Raw genomic sequence first — 26,163 nt, forward strand, 5'->3', positions numbered from 1 at the left:
CGGGGGCGGAGCCCCCGGACCCGGGAAGGGCGGTGGGCGACTCAGCCGCGCTTCGTGTCACCCCGCCCGCACGCCACCCCGTCGCGGTCGCGGTCCAGCCGCAGCGGATCGGCCCGGCCGTTCAGCTTCAGCTCGCCGTACCCCTGGGTCTTCAGCCACTCGCAGCGGGCACCTGTCGTGGGCTTCACGCCCGCCGGGAACGCCGTCGGCACGCACACGCCGACCGCGCCGTACGCCCGCTCGCAGCCCGCGACGCGCGGGCTCACCGGCACCGACTTCCGCTTGGGCTGCGGCTTCCTCGGTGCCTGGGCCAGGTCGCCCGCGAAGTCATGGACGTGCGGGGACGCGGCCGGCGCCTGGTCGGCACCGCCCACATGCACCCACTCGGCCACCGACGGCACCCCGTTCGCGTCGACCGTGAAGAGCATGTACCAGCCGGGTGGGGCGATGTTCGGGTTGCTGGTGACGTTCAGGTCGATCGTCGTCCCGTCGACCACCGTCATCGGCAGGTCCACGAACCGCTGGTTGGGATCCGAGGAGTGCGTGACGGCGGCCGGGCGGATCAGCTCGGCCCGTACGACCGGCCGGTCCACCTTGACGCGCTGTGTGTCGCCGTACGCCCACCGCTCCTCCGCCACGGCGGTGATCTGCGGGCGCGGGCCCTTGAAGAGGTACGGCGGGGTGTAGACGGACACCTTGTCGGTGAACGAGCCGTCGCCGGGGTTGTCGCCCACCGCCATCACGCGGCCGTCCGGCAGCAGGAACGTCGACGAGTGGTAGCCGCGGTCGGCCGGGTCCGTGGCCATCCCGGCCTGCCAGCTGTCCGTCGCCGGGTCGAACATCGACGCCTCGTAGACCGGGTCGGCCCGGTTGTGGAGGGCGCCGCCCGTCTCGAAGACCTTCCCGTCCGGCAGCAGGACCGCGGAGACGTACATCTTGCCCTGCGCGCCGGTCTGCGGCGCCGGCGGTGCGCCGTTGACCGACTGAGTGCCCTGGGGCAGCAGCGGCCCGGGCCGGTACGACGGGTCTGGCTCCTTCAGGTCGATGATGTCGACCAGCCGGTTCGCGTCCGGGTTGGTCTCGATGTTGCCGCCACCGATGGTCAGGACGCGCTGGTCCTGGGCGGGCGGCAGCAGGACGCTCGCCGACTGGTCACGCTCGTCCTTGTTCTGGAGGCCCGGCACGTCCGTGATGGTGTTGGCGTCGTAGTCGTACACCGACGCACCCGTACCCGGGGTGCCGTTGCCGAAGACATGACTGCCGGAGTAGAAGAGCCGCCCGTCCTGCATGAGGATCATCGACGGGTAGAGGCCCCAGTACGTCCACGTCTGGTTGACCTCGCCGAGCGACAGCCACCGGTTGCCGGCCGCCGACCACCTCTCCGCCGTGACGGAGCCGGTCGAGTCCTCGCGCAGCCCGCCGAAGGAGATCACGTCGCCGTTGCCGAGGACCGTCGCCGACGGGTACCAGTGCCCGTCGTTCATGTCGTTGGTCCGGGTGTACGTCTCGGTCGCGGGGTCGAAGAGGTACGAGTCCTTGTAGCCCTGGTAGCCGATCTTGCCGTCGGCGGACGGATAGCCCTTGTTGCCGCCCATGATCAGCACCTTGCCGTCGGCGAGCTGCACATGGCCCGCGCAGAACAGGTCGATGGGCGTGTCGATCTGCTTGAAGGAGCCGTCGGCCGGGTCGTACACGGCGGTCTCGAAGCTGCCCGCCGCGAACCGCTCCGGGTCGTTGCCGGACCCGGCGACCAGCAGCACCTTGCCCGTCTTGAGGACGACGGCGTGGATGGCGCGGATCGGGTTCTTGAACGGCAGCACCTCCCACGCGCCCTTGGTGCACGCCTCACCGGCCGTGCAGACCTCGCCCTCCGCGGGCAGGGTGGCGTCCTCCATCGTGTAGTCGTCGGTGGTCAGCGTGCCCGCGCCGTAGAGGGAGACGCCCCACGAGATCTGGTCCGTGCCGGGGGGCACGGGCGGGGTGCGGACCTCCGCGCGCCGGTACGTGGTGCTCGCCGGCGGGGTCATCACATCCGTCCAGTACACCCAGCCCTGGCGGGCGTCGCGACGGAACAGGGTGACGGCGATGTCGGGGCTCGTCGACTTGTACCAGACGGACAGGTCGTACTGGTGGCCCGGCGTCACGTTGGGGGCGCACGACGGGGTTTCGTACATCATCGCCTTGTGGTCGCCGTCGACCCGGCGGCTCAGGGTGACCTCCATGGCGCGGGCACCGCTGTGCGCTTCGCCGCTGACCTGGAAGGTGTGGTCGTTGTCGCCCCAGCCGTAGATGTCCCAGCAGCGGGGCGTGCCTTCCGGCTTCAGGCTCTCGAACCCGGGGTTGACCAGGAGGTTCACCCCGGCTTCGGCCCGCTCGGCGGTGGACAGCGAGAGGCCGCTCGCCGCCAGGGCGAGAAGAGCGGTGACGGCGAGGGTGCGCCGCCACCGTCCGTTTTTCCGTGTCATGAGTCGTCCCTTCCTCCTTCTCCACGGGGTGTGTTCGCACGGGGCGTGCGTCGCGGTACGTAGATCAGCGCCTGGGTCGCGGCGAAGCGCAGCACGAACGTCGCGACGAGCGCGAGGGCGGTCGCGGGCAGGACCGCCATGCCGAGACCACCGACGAGCGCGGCGATCAGGGGGATGCGCAGCAGCAGATCGGCGTTGGCGAGCAGGGCGAACCGCGCCCAGCGGTCCGCCCAGTGGCGGTGGGCCCGCTCGCGGTGGAACAGCAGGGCCTCGGTGAGCAGCAGGTTCCAGGTGACACCGAACTGGTTGGCGAGCACCTCGGCGGGCAGGTAGTGCAGTCCGGCACCGGTCAGGACGTACAGGGCGGCCAGGTTCGGCACGAAGCCGGTCAGACCGATGAGCCCGAAGACCACCAGCCGGGACAGCGCCGTGCTGGTGCGCAGCCCGGCCAGGTGCTGGAGGAAGCGGAGTCCCTCGCGGGCCGTGGACTTGGAGCTGCCGGCGAACCGCTCCCGGAAGGCGAACGGCACCTCCGCGACGGAGCCGATCGTGCGGGGCCGGCAGCGGACCACCAGCTCCAGCAGGATCTTGTAGCCCAGCGGCTGGAGCCCGTCCGCCTCGACGGCGGCCTTCCGGACCGCGAAGAAGCCGCTCATGGGGTCGCTCACCCCGCTCAGCCGGCGCGGGAACAGGGTCTTGGACAGCAGCGTGGACGCCCCGGAGACGAGCAGCCGGTAGCCGCCCGCGAGTCCGGCCCGGCTGCCGCCCCTGGCGTACCGGCTGGCCACCACCAGGTCGGCGCCGTCCTGTTCGCCGCGGGCGACGAGCGCGGGGATCAGCTCGGGAGGGTGCTGGAGGTCGCCGTCCATGACGACGACCCAGTCGGCGGCCGCCGCCCGCAGCCCCTCGACGACGGCGCCGCCGAGCCCGCCGGCCGGCTCGTCGCGGTGGATGAGCCGTACCGGGAAGCGGAAGTCGGGGGCGGCGGCGCGGACCACGTCCGGGGTCTCGTCGGTCGAGTCGTCGACGAACAGCACCTCGTACGGCAGGTCTCCGGGGAGCGCCCGCGCGATCCGGGCCAGCAGCTCGCGCACGTTCCCCGCCTCGTTGAAGGTCGGGACGACGACGGTGACGGCGGCCGGGGCGGCGGTGGCGCGGAGCCACGGCTCGTGGAAGAGGGGGATGGTCACCGGGCGCCACCGCCGACGGTGCGGCGGATCTCGACGCGCTGCTCGCCCTCGCCGAAGGTGGCGACCGGCTCGGAGTTCCGCAGGACGTCGGCGGTGGTCGGCAGGTCCGGGGCGTCACGGCGCACGGTGGGTGTGGCGACGATGTAGTCGATGTCGCGCCAGCCGCCGTCGAGGACCTCGCTGACGGCCGGGTCGAGGTCCGCCTTGTAGAACCAGATGGCGCCCGTCCCGGGCCGGTAGCCGGCGTGGACCAGGTCCAGCCAGAGAGTGTCGTCGACGAGGACCCGGGTGCGGGCCGGGTCGGTGACGTTCCCGGCGGCCGGGTCCAGCCAGGCGGCGGCCGCGCGGAACCGGGCGTTGGGGTCGTCGGTCATGGCGGTGCGGGTGCCCTCGTGCCAGTGGGGCGCGGTGTACGCCGTACTCGCCAGGAGCAGCAGGGCGAACGCGCCGGTCGCCGCGGCCTTCGGCAGCCGCCGGTGGAGGAGGCCCCGGGCGGCGACGGCGACGGCGGCCAGGCACAGCGCCAGGAACGGCAGGGCCTGGATGATGTACATGTCGGGCAGATAGCCGGAGCTGCGGAACGCGGCGACCGCCGCGAGCAGCACGACGGCGAAGGCGGGGCCCGCGGCCGCCCGCGCGGTCACCGACCAGCGGTGGCAGGCGGCGAGGAGCAGGGCCGCGGCGAGCCCGGCGAGGGGCAGCACCTTGTCGTAGTACAGCCAGGAGTCGAGGACCCTGTTCGCGCCTGTGCCCTCGACGAAGATCGAGCCGGAGCCTGGCCGGGACAGCTGGTAGACGACGCCGTCCCACAGCGACACATGGTCCCTGCCGGGCAGCAGTTCGTTCTTGAGCAGCGCGAACAGCGGATACAGCAGGCCGATGAGCGCACATGAAGTGAGGGCGCCGGTGACGGCGAACTTCCGGGTGTCGCGGTGGCTGTGACGCCACATCGTGAACATCAGCGCGGGCAGCGCCAGCAGGATGGTCTCCTTCGACAGCACGGCGACGGCGGCGCATATCCCGGCGGAGAAGTGGTGCCAGAGGTGGCGGCTCGGTGAGGCCGCCAGCACGAAGGCGGCGAGTATCCAGGCGACGGCGATGTTGTCGAGGAAGATCTCGCGGTGCAGTTCGACGGAGAGCGGGGACAGCCCGAACAGCGCGACGGCGAGTCCCGCCGCCCAGCGCGGCAGGGCGATCCGGCGGGCCAGCACGTACAGCAGGGCGGCGGTGACAAGGGTGACGCACAGCATGACCGCCCGGACGGAGCCGACGGTCATCGACTCGGGGGCGAGGAGCGCGGGGATCCAGGTGAGCAGGGCGATCTGGATCCAGCCGAGCGGCGGATGGTCGTACCAGTACTCGTAGTGGGCGAGGCCCTCGCCCTGCTGGACGGCCCACGCCTGGGCCAGATAGGTGCCCTCGTCGTCGCTGAAGGACGGGAACCCGGCGATGTTGACGCCCTGCACGATGGTGATCACGCCGAGCAGGGCCAGGCAGAGCAGCTGGTCGGGGCGCGAGGACCAGAGGCGGAAGGGCGGCGTGGGCGGGAACGGGGCGATGGTGACGGTGCGCGGCGCCGCGCCGCCCCCCTCTGACGTGGGGCGGGGCGGGGTCGCGGAGGTCAGGGTGGGCGTCGGCGTCATCGGGGCGCCTCCTCACGGGAGAGGTGGGCACCGACATGGCTGGTGAGCTCCCAGTCGCTACGGCCGCGCTGCTCGCGCCAGACCGCCCGGACGGCGGCCCCGGCGAGCAGCACCTGGTAGAAGGGGCCGCCCAGAACGAGCTTCAGGTAGTGCGTGAAGCGGACGCGCAGCCCGTACTGGGTACCGAAGTCATGCAGTCCCACGACCTCGAAGACAAAGGTGACCATTGCCGTGAGCAGCGGAAGGAAGGTGACGACGGCGATACCGACGGGCACGTCGAGGAAGACCGCGACGGCGATGTTGACCGGGATGACGACGCCGGTGAACGCCTGCATGAACGGGGTCATGAGGGTGTAGCGGGCGAGCATGCGCCGTCCCCGCGTGGGCAGCCACCGCCAGTCCTTCTTCCGGTACACCTGGAGGAAGCCCTGGTTCCAGCGGGTGCGCTGCTTGAGCAGTGCCATCAGGGTGCCGGGCGTCTCCTCTCGGGTCACCATGTCGGCGTCGTAGGCGACGACGACCCGCTTGCCGGCGGAGGAGAGCCGTACGCCGAGGTCGCAGTCCTCGGCAAGGCAGTCCTGGTCCCAGCCGTCGGCCTCGCGCAGCACATCGGTGCGGACGAAGACGGTGTTGCCGCCGAGCGGGATGAAGCCCTTGGCGGCGTGCAGGTGGAGGCGGCTGCGGAACCAGAAGAAGTACTCCAGGCAGTTGCGCAGGGAGTACCAGCTGGAGTGGAAGTTGATCAGCTGGACGCCGCCCTGGACGACATCGGCGCCGGTGACGGTGAAGGCGTGGTCGACATGGGCGAGGAGGTCGGGATGCACCTGGTCCTCGGCGTCGAAGACTCCGACGACGTCGCCCCGGCAGTACGGCAGCGCCGTGTTGAGGGCCTTCGGCTTGTTCTTCTTCTCATGGGTGTCGACGACGACCCGTACGCGGCCGGGGTCGCGGGCCGCGGCCCGTTCGGCGACCCGGGCGGTCCCGGGGTCGTCGTGGCCGACGATCACGATGATCTCGAAGTCCTGGTGCCGGGACTCCCGGAGCCGCTCGATGGTGTGCTCCAGCACCAGCTGCTCGTGCCGGGCGGGCAGCAGCAGCGAGAACGACAGCCCCTGCGCGCCCTCGGGGCTCTCGAAACGGGTGGCGGCGAGCGTCTCCGGCGTACGCCACGCGTGCATCTGCCACCACAGGGTGAAAGCGGCCATCCAGAACAGGGCCAGCGAAATGGCCGCGATGAACAGCGATAACAGCACGTATTGCCCCCTCGGTCCGCCGGGGCCGGCGCGCACAGGTGCATGCGTCGTCGGGTGTCGCGCGCAGGACGGTGCGCACGGCCGCGGCACGGACGTTTCCCACATCGGTCGCTGGACGTAGTGAGTGATCGGTTCAGGGCCGGAACGCGGCAGGACCCCCCTGGCCGGCGTCGCCCATGGTCGACATCCGCGCACGCCTCCCCAGCCGCGGCGGATCCCCCTCCTCGAGCGATGAGGATAGAGGCAAGTGGTGACAGAGAGGAGCGGGCCCGTATAAAGGCCGTGTTCCCTACGTCAGTTGGACAGTTTCTCGGAAAGCGCCGATACGTCCGTGGTAGGGGCGTCGCAGACAAAGTGCCTGCAGACGTACGCGGTGGGCCGGCCGTCTACCAGGACACGGTCGCTGAGCAGCGGAAACTCCCCGCTGTCGGGGGCTCCGACGGCGACGACGGCGCCGGGCGCCGTGCCGAGCAGGGCTGTGCGGTGCAGCTGCCGGGTGGCGCTGTCGTCGCGCGGGCCGGCGACGGCGATCTCGCGCGGCCCGTCGAGAAGTGCCTCGGCGATGGCCAGACCCCAGCCGATGAACCGGGGTACGCGCGGTCCGAGCGCCTTCACCACCGCCAGTGCGCGCTCCGCCGCGCTCCGATGCGCCTCCGAGCCGGTGTGGGCGGCATAGCCGAGGAGGGCGCCGGCGGCTGCCGTCCAGCCGGAGGGCGCCGCGTTGTCGGTCGGGTCCTGGGGGCGGCGGATCAGCCGCTCGGCGTCGTGGGCGGTGTCGTAGAGCGCCCCGCCCTCGCCCTGGAACTGGTCGAGAACGATGTCGAGCAGGAAGCCGGCGAACTCCAGCCAGGCCCCCTCCCCCGTGACGGCGGCCAGCGCGAGGAAGCCCTCGGCGACATCGCCGTAGTCCTCCAGCACGCCCGCGTTGGCACCGACGCGCCCGTCCTTGGAGGTGCGGACGAGCCTCGCGGAGTCGTCCATATGGAGCCGTACGAGCAGGTCGGCGGCCTCCGTGGCACGTTCGACCAGGTCGGGCCGGTCGAAGTAGGCGCCGGTCTCGGCGAGGGCGGCCACGGCGAGCCCGTTCCACGCGGCGACGATCTTGTCGTCGCGCCCCGGCCGGGCGCGCTCCGCGCGGGCGGCGAGCAGCCGTTCCCGGATGCGCCCGAGACGCTCGGCGTCCACGACCCCGGCGCCCTGCGGCAGTTGGAGGACGGAGGCGCCGTGCTCGAAGGTGCCCTCGTCGGTGACGCCGTAGAACCGGGCGGCGTACGCGGCGTCCTCGTCCCCGAGCACGTCCCGCAGCTGGTCGGGGGTCCACACGTAGAAGGCGCCCTCGACCACCTTGCCCGTGCCGTCGTCGGAGTCGGCGTCGAGCGCGGAGGCGAACCCGCCTTCGGCGGTGCGGAGCTCACGCACCATGAAGTCGGCGGTCTCCAGGGCGACCCGCCGGGCGAGGTCGCTGCCGGTGGCCCGCCAGAGATGTGCGTAGACGCGGCACAGCAGCGCGTTGTCGTACAGCATCTTCTCGAAGTGGGGCACGGTCCACTCACGGTCGACCGAGTACCGGGCGAAGCCCCCGCCCAGCTGATCGTAGATGCCGCCCCGCGCCATCGCCTCACATGTGTCGGCGGCCATCTGGAGCGCGCCCTCGGCCCCGGTACGGGCGTGGTGGCGCAGCAGGAACTCGACGGCCATGGACGGCGGGAACTTGGGCGCCCCGCCGAAGCCGCCGTACCGGTCGTCGTACTCGCGGGTCAACCCGAGCAGCGCCTGCGCCAGCTCCTGCTCGCCCGGCACGCCGTCGCCGCCGAGGGCCAGCGACCGCCCGGACAGCTCGCGCACGATGTTCCCGGCGACTTCGCCCACCTCGTCGCGCCGGTCCCGCCAGGCGACCGCCACACCCTCCAGGACCTGCTGGAAGGACGGCATGCCGTGCCGGGGCGCGGGCGGGAAGTACGTACCGAAGTAGAACGGCTCCGCGTCGGGCGTCAGGAACACCGTCATCGGCCAGCCGCCCTGCCCGGTGGCGGCCTGCACCGCCTCCATGTAGACGGCGTCCACGTCGGGCCGCTCCTCGCGGTCGACCTTGACGGAGACGAAGTGCTCGTTCATGTACGCGGCGGTCTCGCCGTCCTCGAAGGACTCGTGCGCCATGACATGACACCAGTGGCACGCAGAGTAACCGACGGACAGCAGAACGGGCACGTCCCGCCGTCGCGCCTCCTCGAACGCTTCCGGCGTCCAGGGCCACCAGTCGACGGGATTGTCAGCGTGCTGAAGCAGATAAGGCGAGGTCACACCAGCCAGCCGGTTCATGTGATCCAGCCTCTCACAAGGCCCGACCCGGACCCACGAAGCCCGTGTTCGGGTTCGGATTCCCGCACCCGAACACGGGTGAACACCCCATAGTGTCGGAGGTCGCGCTCTCCGTAACGTAAAAGACATGCCTCTCACGGTCCGTCGCAGGCGCGCCCCGTTCCGCGCCGCCGCACTCGCCCTCGCCCTCGCCGCTCTCCCCGCCATGACCAACGGGACGCTCGGGAACGCCGCGTCCGGGAACCCATCGCTGGAGGGACTGTGGCAGAGCACCGGGTACGGCACCGTCATCTCGGTCAGCGGACGCCACCTTCGCTCCTACGAGACGACGCGCGTCAGTTGCCTGCCCGGCAGCCTGGAAGCCGAGCAGAGCGGCTCGCCCCGGGCAGGCGGCGCCGTGGATTTCACGCCGGCCGTCAGCGAGGAGGCCGGGCGTATCACCCTGGCTCCGGTCACCGCCGGCAACAGCGATGTCATCAGGCTCCGCTTCGCGGACAACGCGGGGTTCCGCACCCTGCGTCGCGTCCACGAGCTTCCCGAGAGGTGCGGTCAAAGGCCGCCCACGGACCCTCGCGCCGTCTTCGACACCTTCTGGCAGACGTATGCGGAGAACTACCCCTCGTTCACGGCCAAGGGCGTCGACTGGGAAGCCGTACGTGACCGCTACCGGCCCACCATCACCGCCGGCACCACCGATGCCGAACTGTTCGGCATTCTCGAAAGCATGATCGAGCCGCTGCACGACGCCCACACCGCGATCAACGCAGGCGGGAATCAGCACTTCACGGGCCATCGAGCAGGCACGAAGGTGCCCACGTCCGACACCGTCACGAAGATCGAGAAGGCGACGACCGCGAGCGTGGGCACGCCCCAACAACGCTGGGGGCGGGGCGCCATCGGCTACGCCGACCTGCCCGAACGCATCGGCTATCTGCGCATCACCCGTTTTGCCGGCTTCACCGAGAACGGTGACTACGCGAGGGACCGGGCCGAACTCGACAAGGCCCTCGACGCCATCTTCACCGAAGCGCGCACACGCGGCTCCAAGGCGCTGCGCGCACTCGTCATCGATCTGCGGTTCAACGGCGGCGGATCCGACGCCCTCGGGCTACGCATCGCCTCCAGGCTCACCACCCACGCGTACACCGCTTACACGAAGCGAGCCCGCGACAACACGGTGGGTGGGGAACGGTTCACCTCCGCCCAGCCGATCGGGGTGAGCCCGCGGTCAGGCGGTCCGGTCTACACCGGCCCGCTCGCCGTGCTCACCGGCCGCCTGACCGTCAGCGCGGGCGAGACCTTCACCCAGGCCCTCATGAACCGCACCCCGGGCCCCGTCCGTATCGGTGAGAACACCCAAGGAGCTCTCTCCGACACCATGGACCGTGTCCTGCCCAATGGCTGGTCCTTCACCCTGCCCAACGAGAAGTACCTCGCCCCGAACGGCGCGGCTTACGACGGGGCCGGTATCGCACCCACCATCCGCGTGCCTGTTTTCACCGATGACGAGCTCGCGGCTCGCCGCGACAGCGCACTGACCCGGGCCCGCGAACTCCTCGGCTGAGGCAGGCACGCGCGTCCGTCCGCGTTCGGTGGGGCGGGTGCCTACTCAGGAGGAAGGCGCATGTGCTCCAGGCTGTGCAGGATCAGGCCGGAGGCCGGCTTCGGACCGAAGGAGGTCGACTTCCGCGGCATCGTGATGCCTCGGCGCGCCAGGTCGTGGACCACTTCTTCGCGTACCGGATGCATCAGCACGGCCGTGGCGTCATGGAGCTCGGCCTGTGCCACCGCCGCCTCCGCGTCGTGGATGTACGCGATGGAGTCGGCGGCATCCGGGACGCGCCACACCCGGGCCAGGAGGGTTTCGTGCAACACCGCGGCATCCAGGGCGCGCCAGTCCGACGGACGGTCCTGCCTCATCGTACGGGCGAGAAGCGCTGGGTCCGGGCTGTCGAGGAGGTGATAGGAACCGTCGCCCGCGAGAAGGAAGGCGTTGCCGGTGGAGGCGGCTTCCTCCAGGGCCGACATGGCCCGGGCAAGTGAGGTGTCCAGACGTCGGACGCGGAAGGAGTCCCCTACCGCGTCCAGCGCCTCCGAGACCGGAAGCCGGTGGAGGAGCCGGTGGATCGCGTTGACCTGGAGGGGGTACAGCGCCGTGTCTACGAGGAGAACGAGCCCGTAGTCCCAGAGGCTGGGCGTCACGGCCTGCTCCCGCTGCAGACGGAGGTACGTGGCCCAGCGGTGGTGGCCGTCGGCGATGAGAGCCTGGTGGCCGGCGAGGTGATCGGCCACCTCGCCGATATCGGCCGGGTCGGTTATCGACCACAGGCGATGGTGGAAGCCGTCCTCCGTGGTGGTGACGAGCAGGGGAGGACGGGCTGTCGCCCGCTCGACGACGGACGTGGCACCGGTCGGTCCGGCAGTGCCCCGGTAGCTGAGCAGCAGTGGTTCGAGGTGGGCGGCGGTGGCCCGCACCAGGGCCGCCCGTTCCTCGAGGACGTGCACGATGACGTCCTCGTGGGGAAGAACGATTCCTTCCTCGGGCGGAGAGAGCTCCAGGGCGCCGATGACGCCGCGCTGCACAACGTCGCCACGCGCTTGCTCGTACACGTACAGGGCCGGTTCGGCGTCGGAGGCGAGGATGCCTTCGGCGAGCCACGCGCGCAGCGTCTCCGATGCCTGCCGTCGGCGGGCCTCGGCCGTGTCCGCCTGCGGGAGGATCAGGCGGACGATGCTGTACGGATGCGCGGGCGCCTGCTCGTCACGCCGGACCACGCCGTCGAGCGGTGGCGAGGTCACGGCTGCCAGGCCGCCGACTTCTTCCGGGACGTAGCGAACTCCGCGCAGCGGGAGCAGCCTCAAACCGCGGGTCCCTGACGGCGGTGCGGGGTCGTCCTTTCCGGGAAGGAGATCGAGCACGGTCGTTCACCTGACGCCGGTCGTGGCACCGGGCGGGCGACGGGACGGCCTCGTCCGCTCGAAGACGTGCGCCAGACGGAACAGAACGGGTTCGCTGAACGCCCTACCGGTGAAGGTGATTCCGACAGGCAGGCCCTCCGTCCAGCCCGCCGGCACACTGATGGCGGGGTAACCGGCAAGGCCGGGCACGAGCGCGGCTCCGTGCGGATCGGGATCGCCCTCGACGACGTCGATCGGCCACGGCGGCGGGCAGGTGGGCATGACCAGCGCGTCGAGTCGGCGCTCGTCCATGACGGCGTCGATGCCTTCCGCCCGTGCCTTTCGCCGCACGGTGGCCAACGCGTCCCGGTAGCCCGGGTCGTCGAGGTCGGGGGCGTGTGCGGCCAGCATCTCCAGGATGTCCTGCTCGTACAGCTCCAGCTCGACCGCGGCGTTCGCCCGGTTGGCCTCCACCAGGGCGGCGATGGTACGCGGGTGGCTGCCGGGCGTTCGGGCAAGGTACTGCCCCAGGCCGTGGGCGGTCTCGTTCACCACGACGCGGCCGAAGGACGGATCGGTGGTGAGCTCGTCCACTCCCGGAATGTCCGTGTCCTCGACGATGACCGCGCCAACCCCGCTCAGGGCTTCCAGAGCGGACTCGGCAACAGCGTCGGCCGCTTCGCTGTAGCCGAAGAACATTTTTCGAGGCACGCCGATGCGCACACCGCGCAGGTCCGTGGCGCCGAGGAAGCTCAGGTAGTCGAGCACGGGCACGCCGTCCGTCGCGGCGTCGAGCGGGTCGGGCCCGGCGATCACGGAGAGGACTTCCGCGGCGTCGGCGACCGAACGCGCCAGGGGTCCGATCGAGTCGAAGCTGGGGATACCGGGGATCATGCCCGCCCGGCTGGTGAGTCCGGTGGTCGGCTTCACACCGACAAGGCAGTTCGCGGCGGCGGGCCCCAGGATCGACCCGATGGTCTCGGTGCCGATCGCCACGGCGCACAGGTTCGCCGAGGCGCCCACCGCCGAGCCCGAACTCGACCCGTGCGGCGATCGCGTCGGGTCGTACGGATTGCGCGTCTGGCCACCCCGGGCGCTCCAGCCCGCGGGCCCGAGAATCCACGACGTCTTGTTCGCCTTGCCCAGCAGCACGGCTCCGGCGGCTCGCAGCCGAGCCACGACGGTGGCGTCGCGGTCCGGCCGGGACCCGAGCATGACCGTCGAGCCGCTCGTGGTGTGCATGCGATCGACGGTGTCCAGGTTGTCCTTGAGGAGGACGGGGACGCCGTGCAGCGGACCACGGATCGGGCCGGCGTCCAGCCGGGCGGCCTCTGCCTCGGCATCCGGATTGACCTCGATGACCGCGCACAGTTCGTCATTAAAGCGCTCGATGCGGTCCAGATACCAGCGGGTCAACTCGAGGGCGGTGAGACTCCCGTCGCCGAGTGCCTTCCGCAGTTGAGCCACTGTCGCCTCGGTCGGATCAAGCACAGGACACCTCCGGCAGAGAGGAGAGCTCACGCAGCAGTGCTGCCTCGTGGTCGGCCAGGTAGAAGTGGCCGCCGGGAAATCGGTGCGCCGTGAAGGGGCCCGTGGTGACCTCGGCCCAGGCGTCGACGTCGTCCGCCCGGGTATCGGCGTCGTCCTCGCCGTAGAACGCGCGCACCGGGCAGCCGAGCAGGCTCGGCTGCCGGCCCGCACGGTAGTTCCGTACGAGTGTGAAGTCCGCCCGGATCGGCGGCAGGACGAGGTCGCGCAGCTCGGGGTCCTCGAAGAGCTGGGCGTCGTATCCGCCGAGCCGTTTGACCTCCTCGATGAGCGCTTCGTCGCTGAGCTCACCGCTTCCGTCGCCTCGGCGGGCCGATCCGGGGCGCGCCGAATTCCGTCGTGAGGGCGGTACCTGGCCGGAGACGAGCAACGCGCGCACCGGCATCCGCTGCGCCACCTCGTAGGCGATCCACGCGCCCATGCTGTGCCCGAACAGGACGAGCGGCCGGTCGCGCAGGGGTGCGAGTGCCTCCGTGACCGCCTCGACCATGGGCTCCATCCGATCGAGACAGGGCTCGGTCACACGGTCCTGCCGCCCTGGATAGCGCACGACGAGCACCTCGACGTCGGAGGGCAGCGAGGCGGGCCAGGTACGGAAGGCGCTCGGGCCCCCGCCGGCATGCGCGAAGCAGACCAGGCGGACCCGGGGCTGTTCCACCGGTCGGTATTTCCGCAACCAGATGCTGGTCTGTTGAGCGGCAATCAAGGTACGCCTCCGAAGAAGTGTTCGAGTAGGGGGCGCGGCGCGGCCCGGACCCTCCCCGCCGCTCACGGAGACCGGCGCCGCGGCCCGACGGCGGTGTCCGCCGCGGACGGGGACGCGGCGGACGGGCACCGTGGAAACCTGCCGAGTCGCGGGCTCGGCGAGAGGGCGGTCAGTCGACCATACGAAGGGCCGGTATCGCCCTGCTATCGGCCGGGCACTTCAGGTGGGAAGTGCCCGCTGCCAGCACTCGGTCGCACGCCGCCTTGCGGACGGAGGCGGCCACCTCCGTATGAGCCGTCTCTTCCGCGTGGAGAGCGTGCAGCGTGGGCAGACGGTACCGGAACCAGCCGTCCGGGCCGGTGTCGGCCACTTCGATCAACGTGGCGTCCACCAGCTCCTCGAGCAGCCGCTGTGCGGCCATCGCGCCGACTTCGAGAAGGGCCTGAGCCTCCCATACCGCTATGCACTCGCCGTTGATGAGACCGAGCCGGGCGTACAGGTCGGCAGCCGCGGGCGACAGCGTCCGGTACACGCTGTCCAGGACCCGACGGAGCACGGGGGCGCCCGCGCTGAGTTCTTCTAACCGGTGCCGGCGATCGCCGAGCCTGGTCAACAGATGGGGAAAACGCCAGTGGGGCTTGGCGACGAGGCGTGCGGCCGCCGCGGACAGGGCGAGCGGCAAGTGGTCGCACAACGAGGCAAGGCGGTGCGCGGCGGCTTCGTCTTCCTCGACCCGTCCGTCGTCCACGAGAGAGCCGAGCAGCGTCACGGAGTCCGCCGGGGTCAGTTCCGGCACGCTCAGCCGGACCTGTGCTGCGGTCGCCAGTACGCGTCGGCTCGTCAGCAGAACGCAGCACCTCCCCGCCTTGGGGATGAAGTCATGGGCAACGTTGTCGTCGGGGACCCCATCGAGAATGACCAGGAGCCTCAGGTCCCCGATCTGTCGGTGGAACTCCCTGAGTCGGTCCCGGTAGTTGCGAGGTATTTCAGGGTCAGACATGCCGAGGGCTCGCAGGAGGGCGGCAGGGGCGTCGGCGGTGCCGGTCCTCTCGAAGTCGACATAGAGCTGCCCATCGGGAAACGCGTGTGCCGCCCTGCGCGCCCAGTGCAGCACAAGGGCGGTCTTGCCGATTCCGGGGCGGCCCACCACCAGGCCCACGGACGACATGCCTTCGCGGGCCCGGCGAAGCAAGGCGTCGAGAGATCGGATCTCGCTGTCCCGGCCGACCAATTCGCCTTCCGGCGACTCGAGTTGCGGCGAAGCGGTGACGATGTTTAGTGGTCCGGTCGTGTCCGTGGGCGGCATGAGGTCGGAGGCTTCCCGAAGGATGGCCGTGTGCAGATCCTGAAGGACACGGCCGGGTTCGAGGCCGATCTCCTCGCGGAAGACCCGCTGCGCCTGGCGGAAGAGGGCGAGAGCCTCGGACCGGTGACCTGAACGGTAGTGGGCGAGCATGAGCGCGGCTCGCGCCTGCTCCCACAACGGCCGGTCGTGCACGAGGGCCCTCAGCTCGGCGATGACCTCACGATGCCGGCCAAGCTGCAGTTGCAGGGTCGCGTACTGCTCGTAGGCGGTGAGCCTCCGGTGATCCAGGAGTTCCGCCTCCGTCTCGAGAACGGGGCTGGACATGTCGGGCAGAACCGGGCCTCGCCACAGCCCGAGCGCCTGTCCGAGCCGGTCGGCGGCAGCACCGACGTCCCCGTGGCGTGCGAGCGTCTGCGCGGAGTCCACTCCGGCCGCGAACTCGGTCGAGTCGATGTGGTGTCCGGCCGAGTGCAACAGGTATCCGGGCGCGGAAGTGCCGATCAGCTCCCCTGTGAACCCAGCGGTCCTGAATGCCTTGCGCAGGCTGGCGACGCAGATGGCGATCTGGGTGCGGCATGTGGTGGGCGGCCGTCCGTTCCAGACGGCTTCGACCAGTTGATCGATCGATACGACCCGGTCCGGTGCCAGGAGCAGCATCGCCAGCACGATGCGCTGCCGGGGCCCGCCGATCTCGACCTTTCGCGGCCCCACCCACGCCTCCAGCGGGCCGAGGACCTGGAACGAGATGTTCGGCTCGGCCCGGCCGGCGCTTCTCTGCTGCGCCCGGATATGCGGAGGAGTTACCTCCGCTTTTGGTGGTTTCGCCAATGAAACTGCGGCCGCATGATGCATTACTGAAGTCCCCGTTAAATACCGCTTGAGTAAAATCTTGAGCTCGTCCTGGGCAAGCTCGGTCAGTTCACATACCTTCGCAATCCGAAGGGTTCCCCGACGTGTTCGGCAGCTTTTCCGTCGCCTCCTCTTCGGCCGCATCCAGACCGCGCCGAGGCGGATTCACAGGACGAAACTCCAACACTTTCCTTTACTGCGCGTCCGATCGAAGGACACCGACCGCCGCGGAGGCGCTTCCCCACCTCACGGCCGCTCCCCTCTCGCACACGCCCGCTTGCGACCGCCCCACACCTTCGCCATCAGGTCAAACGGCACCGAGGTAGGGGGCGATGTCGCCCTCCACAACTTACTTCCACCGGTCAACCCGGCCGTACGGAGGATGGCCGAAACCATCGTGATCTTGGTCTCACATCCCCCTTCCTCCCCGTCGCGACCCTTTGCGTTTACAGTTCCGACACTTTTTGTCCACATCACCACTGCTCGCGGAACGAAGTTTCGGTGGTGGGCGCGCCCTGAACCGGGCGCACTCACCACCGAAACCTGATCACGCGGTGTTATCCGAGAGTGAAGAAAACCATCGGGTTGTGGCGGCTCTCGCGAACAGGGGTGTCGAGCCGCAGTTCCTTCTTCACCTTGCTGAGGTGCTCGATGACTTCAGGAGCCTTCGCGGCTGAAGGGGTGAAGAAGCTCTTGTTCTGCGCGACGAGCCACTTCATGAGAACCGAACCCTCGCTGATCGGCTTCGGCCGGCGACCGTGGAAGACATCGTGCACACTGGTCGGGGTTCCGGGGCGAACCATCGGAAAGACGTTCTCCACGTACCAGCGACCGAATCGGGCACCGTGGTCAGCGTCGATGAAGAGATAGTCCGCGCTGCCGGGGATATCTCCGAGCGTCTCCCGGACATCTCCCTTGGTGAACGTCCAGCGGTGGGCGGAAAGATCAGCCGGAACATTGCTGACCACGTGGTCGACGATGTCGAACGAGTACAGGTGCCCCACACCGTTGTCCCGCAAAGCACTGAGAATCCACATGGTGGACCAGCCGTAGAACGTGCCGATCTCGACCACCGTCTCAGGCCGGTACTCGCGCAGCAGCAGGTAGGTGATCTCCGCCTCGTAGTCGTCGAGTTGCGCCTTCATCGACTTGCCGCGCTGCCGAAGGAAGGTCCGCTGCTGGTCCCTGACGGCACGCAGGTCGTCCTGATACTTCACATAGAGCTCTGACACTGCTTGCACGGTGAGGTCTCGAAGAGAATTCACGACACCACGTGCGGAAGCCACGTCGGTGCCGCTCTCCACCGGGCCCGGGATATTGTTCGAGATGGCCACGAAATTCCTCCTGAGGTATGCTGCGCCGAAATTTGAGCAAGAAATGCAGGAAACCATAGGCCAGTGCGGCATTATTCCCTTATCGGCCGATTATCGGCGGTGCCTCCGGGCGGACTTTTCCACGTCCTTGAAAGCCAGCCAAAAGACAGCGAGTACGCACGCGAAAACAAGAATCCAGCCGAGACGGAAAGCCACCCAGAATGGATCTTCCGGCGCCGTGTGGAGCCCGGGCCAGCGTTGTCCGAACCCGAGCGAGAACACGGTGGTGGCGAGCATGGACGTCTGGTGCCAGAGGAAGATCGTCATGGCCGACAGGTTCAACAACGCCACGGCCGCCCAGCAGAACTGCCCTGCGGTGGCACGCGCCCCTGCGGCGTCGGACGCGTGGGCGGGGAGGGACGGGACCGGCTCTGCAGGCTGGCCGGTCAGCCGACGGAGCGGGCCGCACAACAGCAGTCCGAGACCGCACTGGGCCAGACCGAAGCAGACAGCCGCGAGACTCGGTGGGTTGAGGTTGGACAGGGCGGCCCCGGGGACACCGACCATGCTCGCCGGATAGCCACACCAAAGCACCAGGCCGGTCAGGCCGGCCGCGCCGCAGACGAGCATGCCGACCGCGTACCTGCGGCGGGCGAGGCCGCCGGCCGCCCAGAACACCCCCAGGGCGTAGGGCACCAACCAGCCGGTGAAGACGTTCAGCCAGCGGAGCGAATCGACCCATCCCAGGTCGCCGACCAGCCCGCGGACCAGATCCGTGGCCACGACCAGCGCGAAGGCCACCAGCACCAGCCGGCCCGCACCACACCGCCTGATCAGCGGAGTGGCCGCCGTGATCACCGCGTAGACGCAGAGGAACCAGAGCGGGGACACCGCGAGCCGCAGCAGGGTGCGGATCGTCTCGAACGCCACTCCTTCGAAGGCCAGCCCGATCAGCACCAACCCCCACACGCCCAGCAGGGCCAAGGTGGGACGCACCAACTGGCGCAACCGCTGGGCCAACCAGGTCCGGTAGCGGGTTCCGGTCGCGACCGCGGAGGCGTAGCTCTGGAATCCGACTCGGCCGCCGACGAAGAAGAACAGGGCGAGCGGCTGCAACAGCCAGGTCACCGGCGTGAGACCCGGCATGTGGTTGAGGGGGCTGTCGCCTCCCAGATGGCCGCCTGCCCGTAGCACCACCGCGCTCACCAGCCAGTGGCCGAGCACCACGCCGAGGATGGAGTAGGCACGCAGGACATCGACCGCACGGTCGCGGGAAAACGGAGTCGCCGCATCGATACGCAGCACAGCCCGGTGCAGTCGCCGCACCGGCGTCAGCCGGACAGGCGGTGCCGGTGCCAGGTCCTTCCAGGCCACGGGGGTGGGGCGCTCGTTCTCCGTCCTGACCCGTACATCAGCCATGGGACACCTGCCGGCCTCGGTCCAGGCCGATCAGCGCGATACTCCGGAGCGAAAGGCTGCCGGGGCGCAGGTAGTCGCCGTGCCGGCTGTCTCCGGTGGGGAGCCGTCGGGCGCCGAACTCCACGGACGCCGGGTCCGGGCCGAACCCCACTCTCTCACCGAACACGCCGTACTGAGCGTGCGGCACATACGAGATCCAGTCCTCGCTGCCGCGCCCTGCCCACACCGGGACGCGCGCGCCCAGTTCAACGGCCGAGTCGACGCCCATCCCCGGACTGCCGAAAACCGCGACACCCGACAGCGTGGACTGCGCGGACCGATCCATTCCGCGCACCGCTTCCCCGCACACCACGGACCCGTACGAATGGCACATCAGAGCCACGGAGGCATCGGGGTTGATTCCCCGTAGCCGGTCGATCTGGCGGCGGAGCAGTCGGCCGCCCTCCTCCGCTCGCTCCTGGGTCACGGTGTCGCGGCTCTTGGTGCGGGGCGCCCGGTAGCCGTACCACCCGATGACGGCAACGCGTGTCTCCGGTGCGACGGCTCGCATCTCGGCGTACAGCGCTCGGCTTCCCCCGGCCACCGAACCGTGCCGGGAGCCGAGGTGGTCGAAGGTGTCGATGGTGGTGTCCGAGCCCGGCACCAGAAGGGCGATCCGCTGCGCGTGCGCCAGGTCTCCGAGCACCTCCACCGCCTGGCCGTCACCATCGGCGGAGGCCTCCAGGAAGTGGCGGTCGGGGGAGGCGAGAGCGCCCAGTGCCCGGGCCCGCTCACCGTCACCCATCCGGCGTGCCGCATCGGCTGCGCGGGCGAGATAACGCCGGTTCTCGCCGTAGAGCTCGGGCAGGTCCTTCGCCGCCACGGCCACATGTTGGGGCGCGGGCGGCAGGCCGAGCACCCCGTTCGCAGCCGCGGCCGTGACGGACGCGACGATGCTTCCGGCGACGGTGGCTATCAGCATTCCGAGTCTGATCCGCGCAGCGCGCATGGACAGCTGTCCCTTCTCTGGGCATGGGCCGACGCGAGGCGGCGGGCCGGGGGAAAGCGGCGTCGAGGACGCCGAGGTGTTGGGGTGGGGAGAACCGGGCCGCGGCGAGATGTGAGCGGGCCCGTCATGGGCAGAAGGTCAGATCCGGACCGGCATCTCGAGTACGACGGTGGTCGGGCCCGCGGGCGGGCTGTGGAGACCGAGAGTTCCGTCGACCGCGGTCAGCCGTTCCCTCAGGCCCGACAGGCCACTGCCCGCACCGATCCTGGCGCCTCCGCTGCCGTCATCCTGGACCTGGATCCGCAGGACCTTTCCGACGACGCGCGCGTCCACCGACGCCTTCGTCGCTCCGCTGTGCTTGGAGACGTTGGTGAGCAGTTCGGCGACACAGAAGTACGCCACCCGCTCGATCACCGGATCCGGTCGCTGTGACATCTCCACCTGCAGAGCCACCGGCACTCCGGCCTGCCCGGTCAGATGCGGCAGCGCCTCGGCGAGTCCCCGGTCGAGTACGGCGGGGCTCATCCCGTCGATGAGCCGCCTCAGCTCCGCGATGGCCGTGTCGGTCTGCGTGCGGGCCCGTGCGACGAGGGCGCCGGTGCGTCCGGTGGACGCTTCGCCGTCCAGGGTGTCGGCGGCCAACGACAGCGTCATGGCGATCGCGACCAACTGGGCCTGCGTGCCGTCATGCAGGTCCCGCTCTACCTGCCTCAGGTCGCGCGTGCCCTCGGTGAAGGCAACAGCGCGCGCCCGCTCCAGCGTCCGGACCCGCAGCTGGGAGGCGCTGGGGCCGAGCAGCTTCCGGCCCAGCAGCCGGTGCACCCGCATCATCGTGCGAGCCGTCACCGGGGTGAAGGCCAGGACGATCAAGGCGCCCAGGACCGCTGTGACCGCCAGCCAGAGCTCCGGGCTTCCGATCACTGTCCACACGATCGACCACACGGCGAAGGCGGGCAGCGCGATCGTCACCACGAAGGCGAGCAGGTCGAGGGGGAGCCGCAGCATCAGGTAGAGCACGCTGCGCCAGGCGGTCACATCGGACAGATTGCTCCGGATCCACCGGAACGCGCCGGGTGCCGCCGCCGGCGGCGCGGGGGGAACGATGTCCTCGCCGAGCAGTGTCCGCATCAGCCAGGCGTGCCCCCGGCCGAGGTGGCGGGCCCCCGACAGACCGGTCGCGAGTACCGGCAGTCCGATCACGGTCAGCGAGAGCAACCCGCCGACGTAGAGGACCGCGAGGGCGTAGGCCATACCGAGGAGGGAGAGCGGCACCCCGGTGACGGCGAAGACGATCGACCCCGGACGCACCGTCCGTCGTCCGTCGCGGTCCTCGTCCGCGAGGCGGGGCGCGGTCACTGCGCGGCCACGGCGGTGACCGCCGGCTCCGAGGTGGCCCGCGCACCGGTGAACAGGATCGTCAGCACGGTCAGCGCCACCGGTCCCAGCACCAGAGGGGCATATGTGTGGAACGCGATGGTGGGAAGCAACTCGCCCGTCGCAGCGCTCGCGAACGCCATGCTCATGGGCGCGGCGACGAGAATTCCGAGCACCACTCCGGCCAGGGCGGTCAGTATCGCCTCCGTGCCCAGCATGCGGATCAGCTGCCGCCGGGTCGCGCCGGTCAGGGCGAGCAGCGCATACTCGCGCCGTCGCGCCGTGGTCAGTGAGGCGAGGGTGTTCACCGTGGCCACAGCTCCGAAGCCGGCCAGCATGGCGAGTTCCACCCCGCGGAGCCAGTTGTCGCTCTCGGCATAGGCGCCGGGCGGGGCAACCTCCTGAAGGGTGCCGCTGACCGAGGCGAACGTTGTCGAGAGTCCGACCAACAGGGCGATCGGCACCACGGCGGAGGACAGGCGGTAGGCGTGACCGCGCAGGTTGTCGGCGGCGAGAGCACCACCGGCGTCTCCCCCGTGCCTGCGGCCCATCAGCCGGAACGGCACACCGAGCAGCACGATGGACAGTCGTGCCAGCAAGGGTCCGAGCAGTCCGGCGGCGACCAGGAAGATCAGCGATCCGAGCAGAGCCAGTTGGGCGGACTTGTCGGCCGGCTGCCCGGCGGTGAACACCACAAGGGGTACGGAACCGGCGATCACGAGCAGACCGGCGATGCATCGAAGCCAGCCCATCTTCGTCTGCTCGGCCGTCTGCGCGAGCACAGTGGACGGCCGGCCGCGGACGATCCGGCGCGCGGCGATCCTCGCCGCGCCGACTCCGACCAGCAGTGTCACCACCGTACCGATCAGCAGAGGCCAGGGCGACCACACCACCACCGCGTCCGCCGGGACGATGTCCCGGGCGGCAAGCTCTGCCAGGAACCGCTTGGCGCCCCACGTTCCGAGCAGCCAGGCCGGCGGCGAGACGAAGAGCGTCAGCCAGAGGACCTGGCACCTGACCAGGCGCTTGATCTGTGCCGGCGTCGCCCCGCTGGTCCTCAGCAGAGCCATGTCCCGGGCCTGGCCCCGCACGGAGAACGAGAGCGTGTTGGTGACCGTGAACAGCGCCATCAGCATCGCGATCTCGCCGAACGCTCCGCCGATCATCCCGAGCCGCGAGCCTCCGCGGCCGCCGATCGCCGTGGCGATGAGGGATCCGAACATGGTGATCACGGCGACGGCCATCAGGAGCGCCGCAGCCGGCCCCGCGTACAAGGAGGGCTTGGCACGCAGCAGCCCAAGGGCAAGCCTCAGCATGCGAGCTCACTCAGCTTCTCGGAGATCTGCGCGGCGGACGGGCGTACCAGCTCGTCGACCAGGACTCCGTCGGCGAGGATGACCACTCGGTCCGCGAAACTCGCCGCGACCGGGTCGTGCGTGACCATGACACAAGTGCGGCCTTCGTTCTCGACCCCCTCGCGCAGGAGCCACAGCACCTCGCGCCCGGTCGCGCGGTCGAGGGCGCCGGTCGGCTCATCGGCGAACAGAACGCGCGGACGGGCGTACAACGCCCGTGCCACGGCGACGCGTTGCTGCTGGCCACCGGAGAGACGGCCGGGCCGTTCCTTCCTCCGGTCGGCAAGACCCACCCGCTCGAGGCAGTCGGCGACCGCTGACCAGTCCACGCGCTCGCCCGCCAGCCGAGAGGTCAGGGCGACGTTCTGCTCGACCGTCATGGCCGGCATCAGGTTGTACGACTGGAAGATGAAGCCTGCCTCTGCGCGCCGCAGTTGAGCCAGGCGGCGCTCGGGCAGCGCGGTGATGTCGGTCGTGCCCCAGTGGATTGTCCCGGCGGTCGGTCGGTCCATTCCCGCCACGCACTGCAGCAGAGTCGACTTGCCCGATCCGGACGGGCCCATCACCGCGGTGAAGGTGCCCGGAGCGAAGCCGATGTCCACTCCACGCAGAGCGTGAACCGCGGCACGGCCACGGCCGTACGAGCGGTGCAGGTTCTCCGCGTGAATTCCCGGACCGCTTTCCACGAGAGGTCGGGCTTGGGCCTCAGTGCTCAGTGACATGCCTTCATTCTCGGCAACACGGCTGCTCAGGGCCATCGTGCTACCTCCCGTTCACGAGGTTCGGATATCCGCCCCCTCGCCGGCGTCCATGGCCACGCCCCTGGCCCGAGGTCAGGGCTTGGACTCCTGCAAGTACGCCACGACCGCCTTGACACGGCGGTTGTCCGCAGCGGTCGGAGGAAGATCGAACTTCGTGAAGATGGATGCTGCGTGCTTCTCCACCGCCCGCTCGGAGATGACGAGCAGTTCGGCGATGGAACGGTTCGAGTGGCCCTGGGCCATCAGGTCCAGGACCACTCGTTCGCGCTCGGTCAGCCGGTCGAGGGGGCGGCTGCCGGTGTTGAACATACGGCTGACGATCTCCGGGTCGAGAGCCACACCGCCGGCCGCGACCCTGTGCAACGCCTCGATGAAGTCGGCGGTGGCCGAGACGCGCTCCTTGAGCAGGTACCCGATGCCCGACGCCTCGCCGGCGAGCAGCCGGGCCGCCCAGGCCGGTTCGGCGTGCTGGGAGAAGACGAGGACGCCCACCCCGGGGTGGGCGGCGCGGAGTTGGATCGCCGCGCGGATGCCCTCGTCGGTGTGGGTGGGCGGCATGCGGATGTCGACCACGGCGACATCCGGGGCATGCGTGGCCACCGCGGCCAGCAGTCCGTCCCCGTCGCCCACGGTCGCGATGACGTCACAGCCTCGGGCGGTCAGTAGTTCCACCATGCCCTCACGGAGAATGACCGAGTCCTCGGCGATGACTACCCGCACTGCGCGCTCCCTCGTTACCGGTCAACCCGGCGCGGTCGACCTCGATTTCATTCAACCAGCACGTAAACGTCGCCCGGACGCTGCCCCCGCGAGCGTCGCAGAGAGGTCAGCGCGAAGGTGCGCTGCAGCCAACGGTCCCGGCCGTCGTAGCGAGGGGTGAACGCGGTACGGCCGTGCGCGGTGACGTGGTTGTCGACGATGACCAGGTCGCCGGGAAGCAGTTCCGACGTCGTCGACACCTGCTCGAAGAGTGCGCCCAGTTCGGCGAGGGCGGTGGCCCCCTCCTCCGTGGTGGCCCGGGTGGCGGCGAAGTCGACGCGCAGATCCGGGTCGGTCCAGGATCCACCCAGCACCGGGTGGTGGAGCGCGCCCTTACTGCCGGCTCCGAAGGACGGTGGAGCCTCGGTGGTGAATTCGGGCAGGCTCAGCGTCTTCCGTGCCGCCGGGCTGAGCAGGTCCAGAACCTCGCGCACGCAGGCGGTACGCGTGCCCGCGACACCCTCGTGGTCGGCGCGCAGACACAGCAGCATGACGTGGTCCGGGCGGTGTTCGTGGAACGCGTTCTCGGTGTGGAAGGAGAGGAGGACCGATCCGGCGTTTCCCTGGAACTCCTCACGGCCCGGGACGGGCACGACGTCCTGCACCAGGGCTCCGGATTTCTCCTGGAGATACGCGGCGGGGTCGCCAAGTCCGCAGGCCACCATGAGGAGGATCGCGGCGGCGACGGACGCCTCCCGCTGGACCGAGTCGGCGGTCGACGGGGTGGGCCGCGATTCGTCGCCCACCGGAAGCCCCCGGATCAGCAGGCGGCCGCAGGGGCCGGAGTGCCGGCGGAACCGGCGGATCTCCTGGCGAAGCGGGGCTGGGAGGTTGTCCCAGGCGTCACGGGCGGCTGCCACGAACTCGGGGGAGTCGACCCGGCCGTCCGCGGCGTGGAGTATCTCCCGTGCGACCGCCTCCACGGTGGCGGCGTCGCCGCCGAGTGTGAGGGCGGCGTCGTCGCGGACACCGCTGTCGCGGATACCGTTTTCCATCAGCTCCGTCATCAGGCAACACCTGTTGTGGACATCATCGAAAGTTCCTCGAGCTCCTCGAATTCACCTGCGAGCGCCGCGCTGCCGTAGATCTCCTCGACCCAGCCCCGGTGATAGACCGAGTCCAGGTATCTCTCGCCCATATCCGGTGCGACGGCCACGGCGGTGACGTCCGCGCCCGGTGCGTACTCGTCGAGCCAGCGCAGGGCGCCGCTGATCACCGTCCCCGTGGATCCGCCGAAGAGGAAGCCGCGTCTGGCCAGCCGGCGGCAGGCCCGTATGGTGTCCACCTCGTCCACGTGGACCACGTCGTCCACGTAGGACCGGTCGAGGAGCGGCGGGCGGACACCCGTGCCGAGGCCGGGGATCTGCCGCGGCAGGGATGGCCCGCCGAAGGTCACCGAGCCGACCGCGTCGACCGCGACGACCTTGACCTCGGGACGGTTCTCCTTGAAGTAGCGGGCGCACCCCATGAGGGTGCCGGTGGTGCCCGCACCGATGAAGGCCACCTGCAGGTCGGGGAAGCGCTCGGCGATCGCCGGCGCCGTCCCCCAGTAGTGGGCGAGCGCGTTGTTCGGATTCGCGTACTGGTTGAGCCAGACATGGCGGTCGTCCGATTCACACAGCTCCTTCACCAGGTGCAGCCTCGCGCCGAGGAAGCCGCCGTCAGCCGCGGGTTCCGTAATGGTGTGGACCGTGCCGCCCATGGCCTCGATGAGCTGCTTCGTGGCCAGATTGCATCTGCTGTCCGTGACGCAGACGAAGCCGTAGCCCTTGCTGGCAGCGAGAATGCTCAGCGCGACGCCGAGGTTGCCCGACGACGACTCCACCAGAACCGAGCCGGGTCGCAGCACCCCGCTGGCCTCCGCCGCCTCGACCATGGCCCGGGCGGCCTTGAGTTTGATCGAACCCGCGAAGTTGAACCCTTCGCACTTCAGGTAGAGCCTGCGTCCGAAGGTCCGATGGAGGTCGACGAACAGGTCGTTCTCGTGGTACTGCTCCGGCTCTGAAATTATTGGCAC

Annotated in this window: 19 protein-coding genes; 1 reads left to right on the top strand and 18 read right to left on the bottom strand. The window is 69.9% G+C overall.

Features of this window, described 5'->3' with window-relative positions:
* Positions 1-41: 41 nt before the first annotated feature.
* From FVS66_RS27355 to FVS66_RS27375, 5 genes are all read right to left on the bottom strand, one after another.
* On the bottom strand, positions 42-2,465 hold the full coding sequence (locus FVS66_RS27355; protein WP_149183901.1) for a galactose oxidase-like domain-containing protein: 2,424 nt from the start codon (positions 2,463-2,465) through the stop codon (positions 42-44).
* Positions 2,462-3,655: a glycosyltransferase family 2 protein gene (locus FVS66_RS27360; RefSeq protein ID WP_149183902.1), complete on the bottom strand. Its 1,194-nt coding sequence runs from the start codon at positions 3,653-3,655 to the stop codon at positions 2,462-2,464. The genes FVS66_RS27355 and FVS66_RS27360 overlap by 4 nt, the downstream gene beginning before the upstream one ends.
* The gene (locus FVS66_RS27365) at positions 3,652-5,298 is read right to left on the bottom strand and encodes a phospholipid carrier-dependent glycosyltransferase (RefSeq protein WP_149183903.1); all 1,647 of its coding nucleotides are present in this window, start codon (positions 5,296-5,298) and stop codon (positions 3,652-3,654) included. The genes FVS66_RS27360 and FVS66_RS27365 overlap by 4 nt, the downstream gene beginning before the upstream one ends.
* Positions 5,295-6,551, bottom strand: a complete 1,257-nt coding sequence (locus FVS66_RS27370) for a glycosyltransferase (protein WP_149183904.1) — start codon at positions 6,549-6,551, stop codon at positions 5,295-5,297. Before FVS66_RS27370 ends, FVS66_RS27365 begins: the two co-directional genes overlap by 4 nt.
* Before the next feature lie 294 nt (positions 6,552-6,845).
* Positions 6,846-8,870, bottom strand: a complete 2,025-nt coding sequence (locus FVS66_RS27375) for a thioredoxin domain-containing protein (protein WP_149183905.1) — start codon at positions 8,868-8,870, stop codon at positions 6,846-6,848.
* A gap of 127 nt (positions 8,871-8,997) precedes the next feature.
* Here FVS66_RS27375 and FVS66_RS27380 point away from each other — a divergent pair, with 127 nt between their 5' ends.
* Positions 8,998-10,434, top strand: coding sequence for a S41 family peptidase (locus tag FVS66_RS27380; protein ID WP_149183906.1), 1,437 nt, complete (start codon positions 8,998-9,000; stop codon positions 10,432-10,434).
* A 41-nt stretch (positions 10,435-10,475) separates the two neighbouring features.
* Here the strand turns inward: FVS66_RS27380 and FVS66_RS27385 are convergent, their stop codons facing one another.
* The 13 genes from FVS66_RS27385 to sbnA form a co-directional block, all read right to left on the bottom strand.
* Positions 10,476-11,732 carry a DUF1015 domain-containing protein gene (locus FVS66_RS27385; RefSeq protein ID WP_262387237.1) on the bottom strand — a complete coding sequence of 419 codons (1,257 nt, stop codon included), beginning with the start codon at positions 11,730-11,732 and terminating at the stop codon, positions 10,476-10,478.
* 63 nt (positions 11,733-11,795) lie between these two features.
* Positions 11,796-13,259, bottom strand: a complete 1,464-nt coding sequence (locus tag FVS66_RS27390; protein ID WP_222946988.1) for an amidase family protein — start codon at positions 13,257-13,259, stop codon at positions 11,796-11,798.
* The gene (locus FVS66_RS27395; protein WP_262387238.1) at positions 13,252-13,974 is read right to left on the bottom strand and encodes a thioesterase II family protein; all 723 of its coding nucleotides are present in this window, start codon (positions 13,972-13,974) and stop codon (positions 13,252-13,254) included. Before FVS66_RS27395 ends, FVS66_RS27390 begins: the two co-directional genes overlap by 8 nt.
* A 217-nt stretch (positions 13,975-14,191) precedes the next feature.
* Complete coding sequence (locus FVS66_RS27400) at positions 14,192-16,180, bottom strand: BTAD domain-containing putative transcriptional regulator (RefSeq protein WP_187645716.1); 1,989 nt, start codon at positions 16,178-16,180, stop codon at positions 14,192-14,194.
* Between the two features lie 554 nt (positions 16,181-16,734).
* On the bottom strand, positions 16,735-17,511 hold the full coding sequence (locus FVS66_RS27405) for a class I SAM-dependent methyltransferase (protein ID WP_316248224.1): 777 nt from the start codon (positions 17,509-17,511) through the stop codon (positions 16,735-16,737).
* A gap of 90 nt (positions 17,512-17,601) precedes the next feature.
* Positions 17,602-18,909: an acyltransferase gene (locus tag FVS66_RS27410; protein WP_149183912.1), complete on the bottom strand. Its 1,308-nt coding sequence runs from the start codon at positions 18,907-18,909 to the stop codon at positions 17,602-17,604.
* Positions 18,902-19,897 carry an alpha/beta hydrolase gene (locus FVS66_RS27415; protein WP_149183913.1) on the bottom strand — a complete coding sequence of 332 codons (996 nt, stop codon included), beginning with the start codon at positions 19,895-19,897 and terminating at the stop codon, positions 18,902-18,904. The genes FVS66_RS27410 and FVS66_RS27415 overlap by 8 nt, the downstream gene beginning before the upstream one ends.
* A 138-nt stretch (positions 19,898-20,035) precedes the next feature.
* Positions 20,036-21,253, bottom strand: a complete 1,218-nt coding sequence (locus tag FVS66_RS27420; protein ID WP_262387239.1) for a sensor domain-containing protein — start codon at positions 21,251-21,253, stop codon at positions 20,036-20,038.
* On the bottom strand, positions 21,250-22,587 hold the full coding sequence (locus FVS66_RS27425; RefSeq protein WP_149183914.1) for an ABC transporter permease: 1,338 nt from the start codon (positions 22,585-22,587) through the stop codon (positions 21,250-21,252). Before FVS66_RS27425 ends, FVS66_RS27420 begins: the two co-directional genes overlap by 4 nt.
* Positions 22,581-23,348: an ABC transporter ATP-binding protein gene (locus FVS66_RS27430; RefSeq protein WP_149183915.1), complete on the bottom strand. Its 768-nt coding sequence runs from the start codon at positions 23,346-23,348 to the stop codon at positions 22,581-22,583. The genes FVS66_RS27425 and FVS66_RS27430 overlap by 7 nt, the downstream gene beginning before the upstream one ends.
* A 111-nt stretch (positions 23,349-23,459) precedes the next feature.
* Positions 23,460-24,107, bottom strand: a complete 648-nt coding sequence (locus FVS66_RS27435) for a response regulator transcription factor (protein WP_043435572.1) — start codon at positions 24,105-24,107, stop codon at positions 23,460-23,462.
* A gap of 47 nt (positions 24,108-24,154) precedes the next feature.
* Entirely contained in the window at positions 24,155-25,141 is a 987-nt protein-coding gene (locus FVS66_RS27440) for a TauD/TfdA family dioxygenase (RefSeq protein WP_149183931.1), read from the bottom strand.
* Between the two features lie 11 nt (positions 25,142-25,152).
* Positions 25,153-26,163 carry a 2,3-diaminopropionate biosynthesis protein SbnA gene (sbnA, locus tag FVS66_RS27445; protein ID WP_149183916.1) on the bottom strand — a complete coding sequence of 337 codons (1,011 nt, stop codon included), beginning with the start codon at positions 26,161-26,163 and terminating at the stop codon, positions 25,153-25,155.

Origin of the sequence: Streptomyces sp. TRM49041 (genome assembly GCF_008271805.1) — a bacterium.
Classification (GTDB): Bacteria; Actinomycetota; Actinomycetes; order Streptomycetales; family Streptomycetaceae; genus Streptomyces.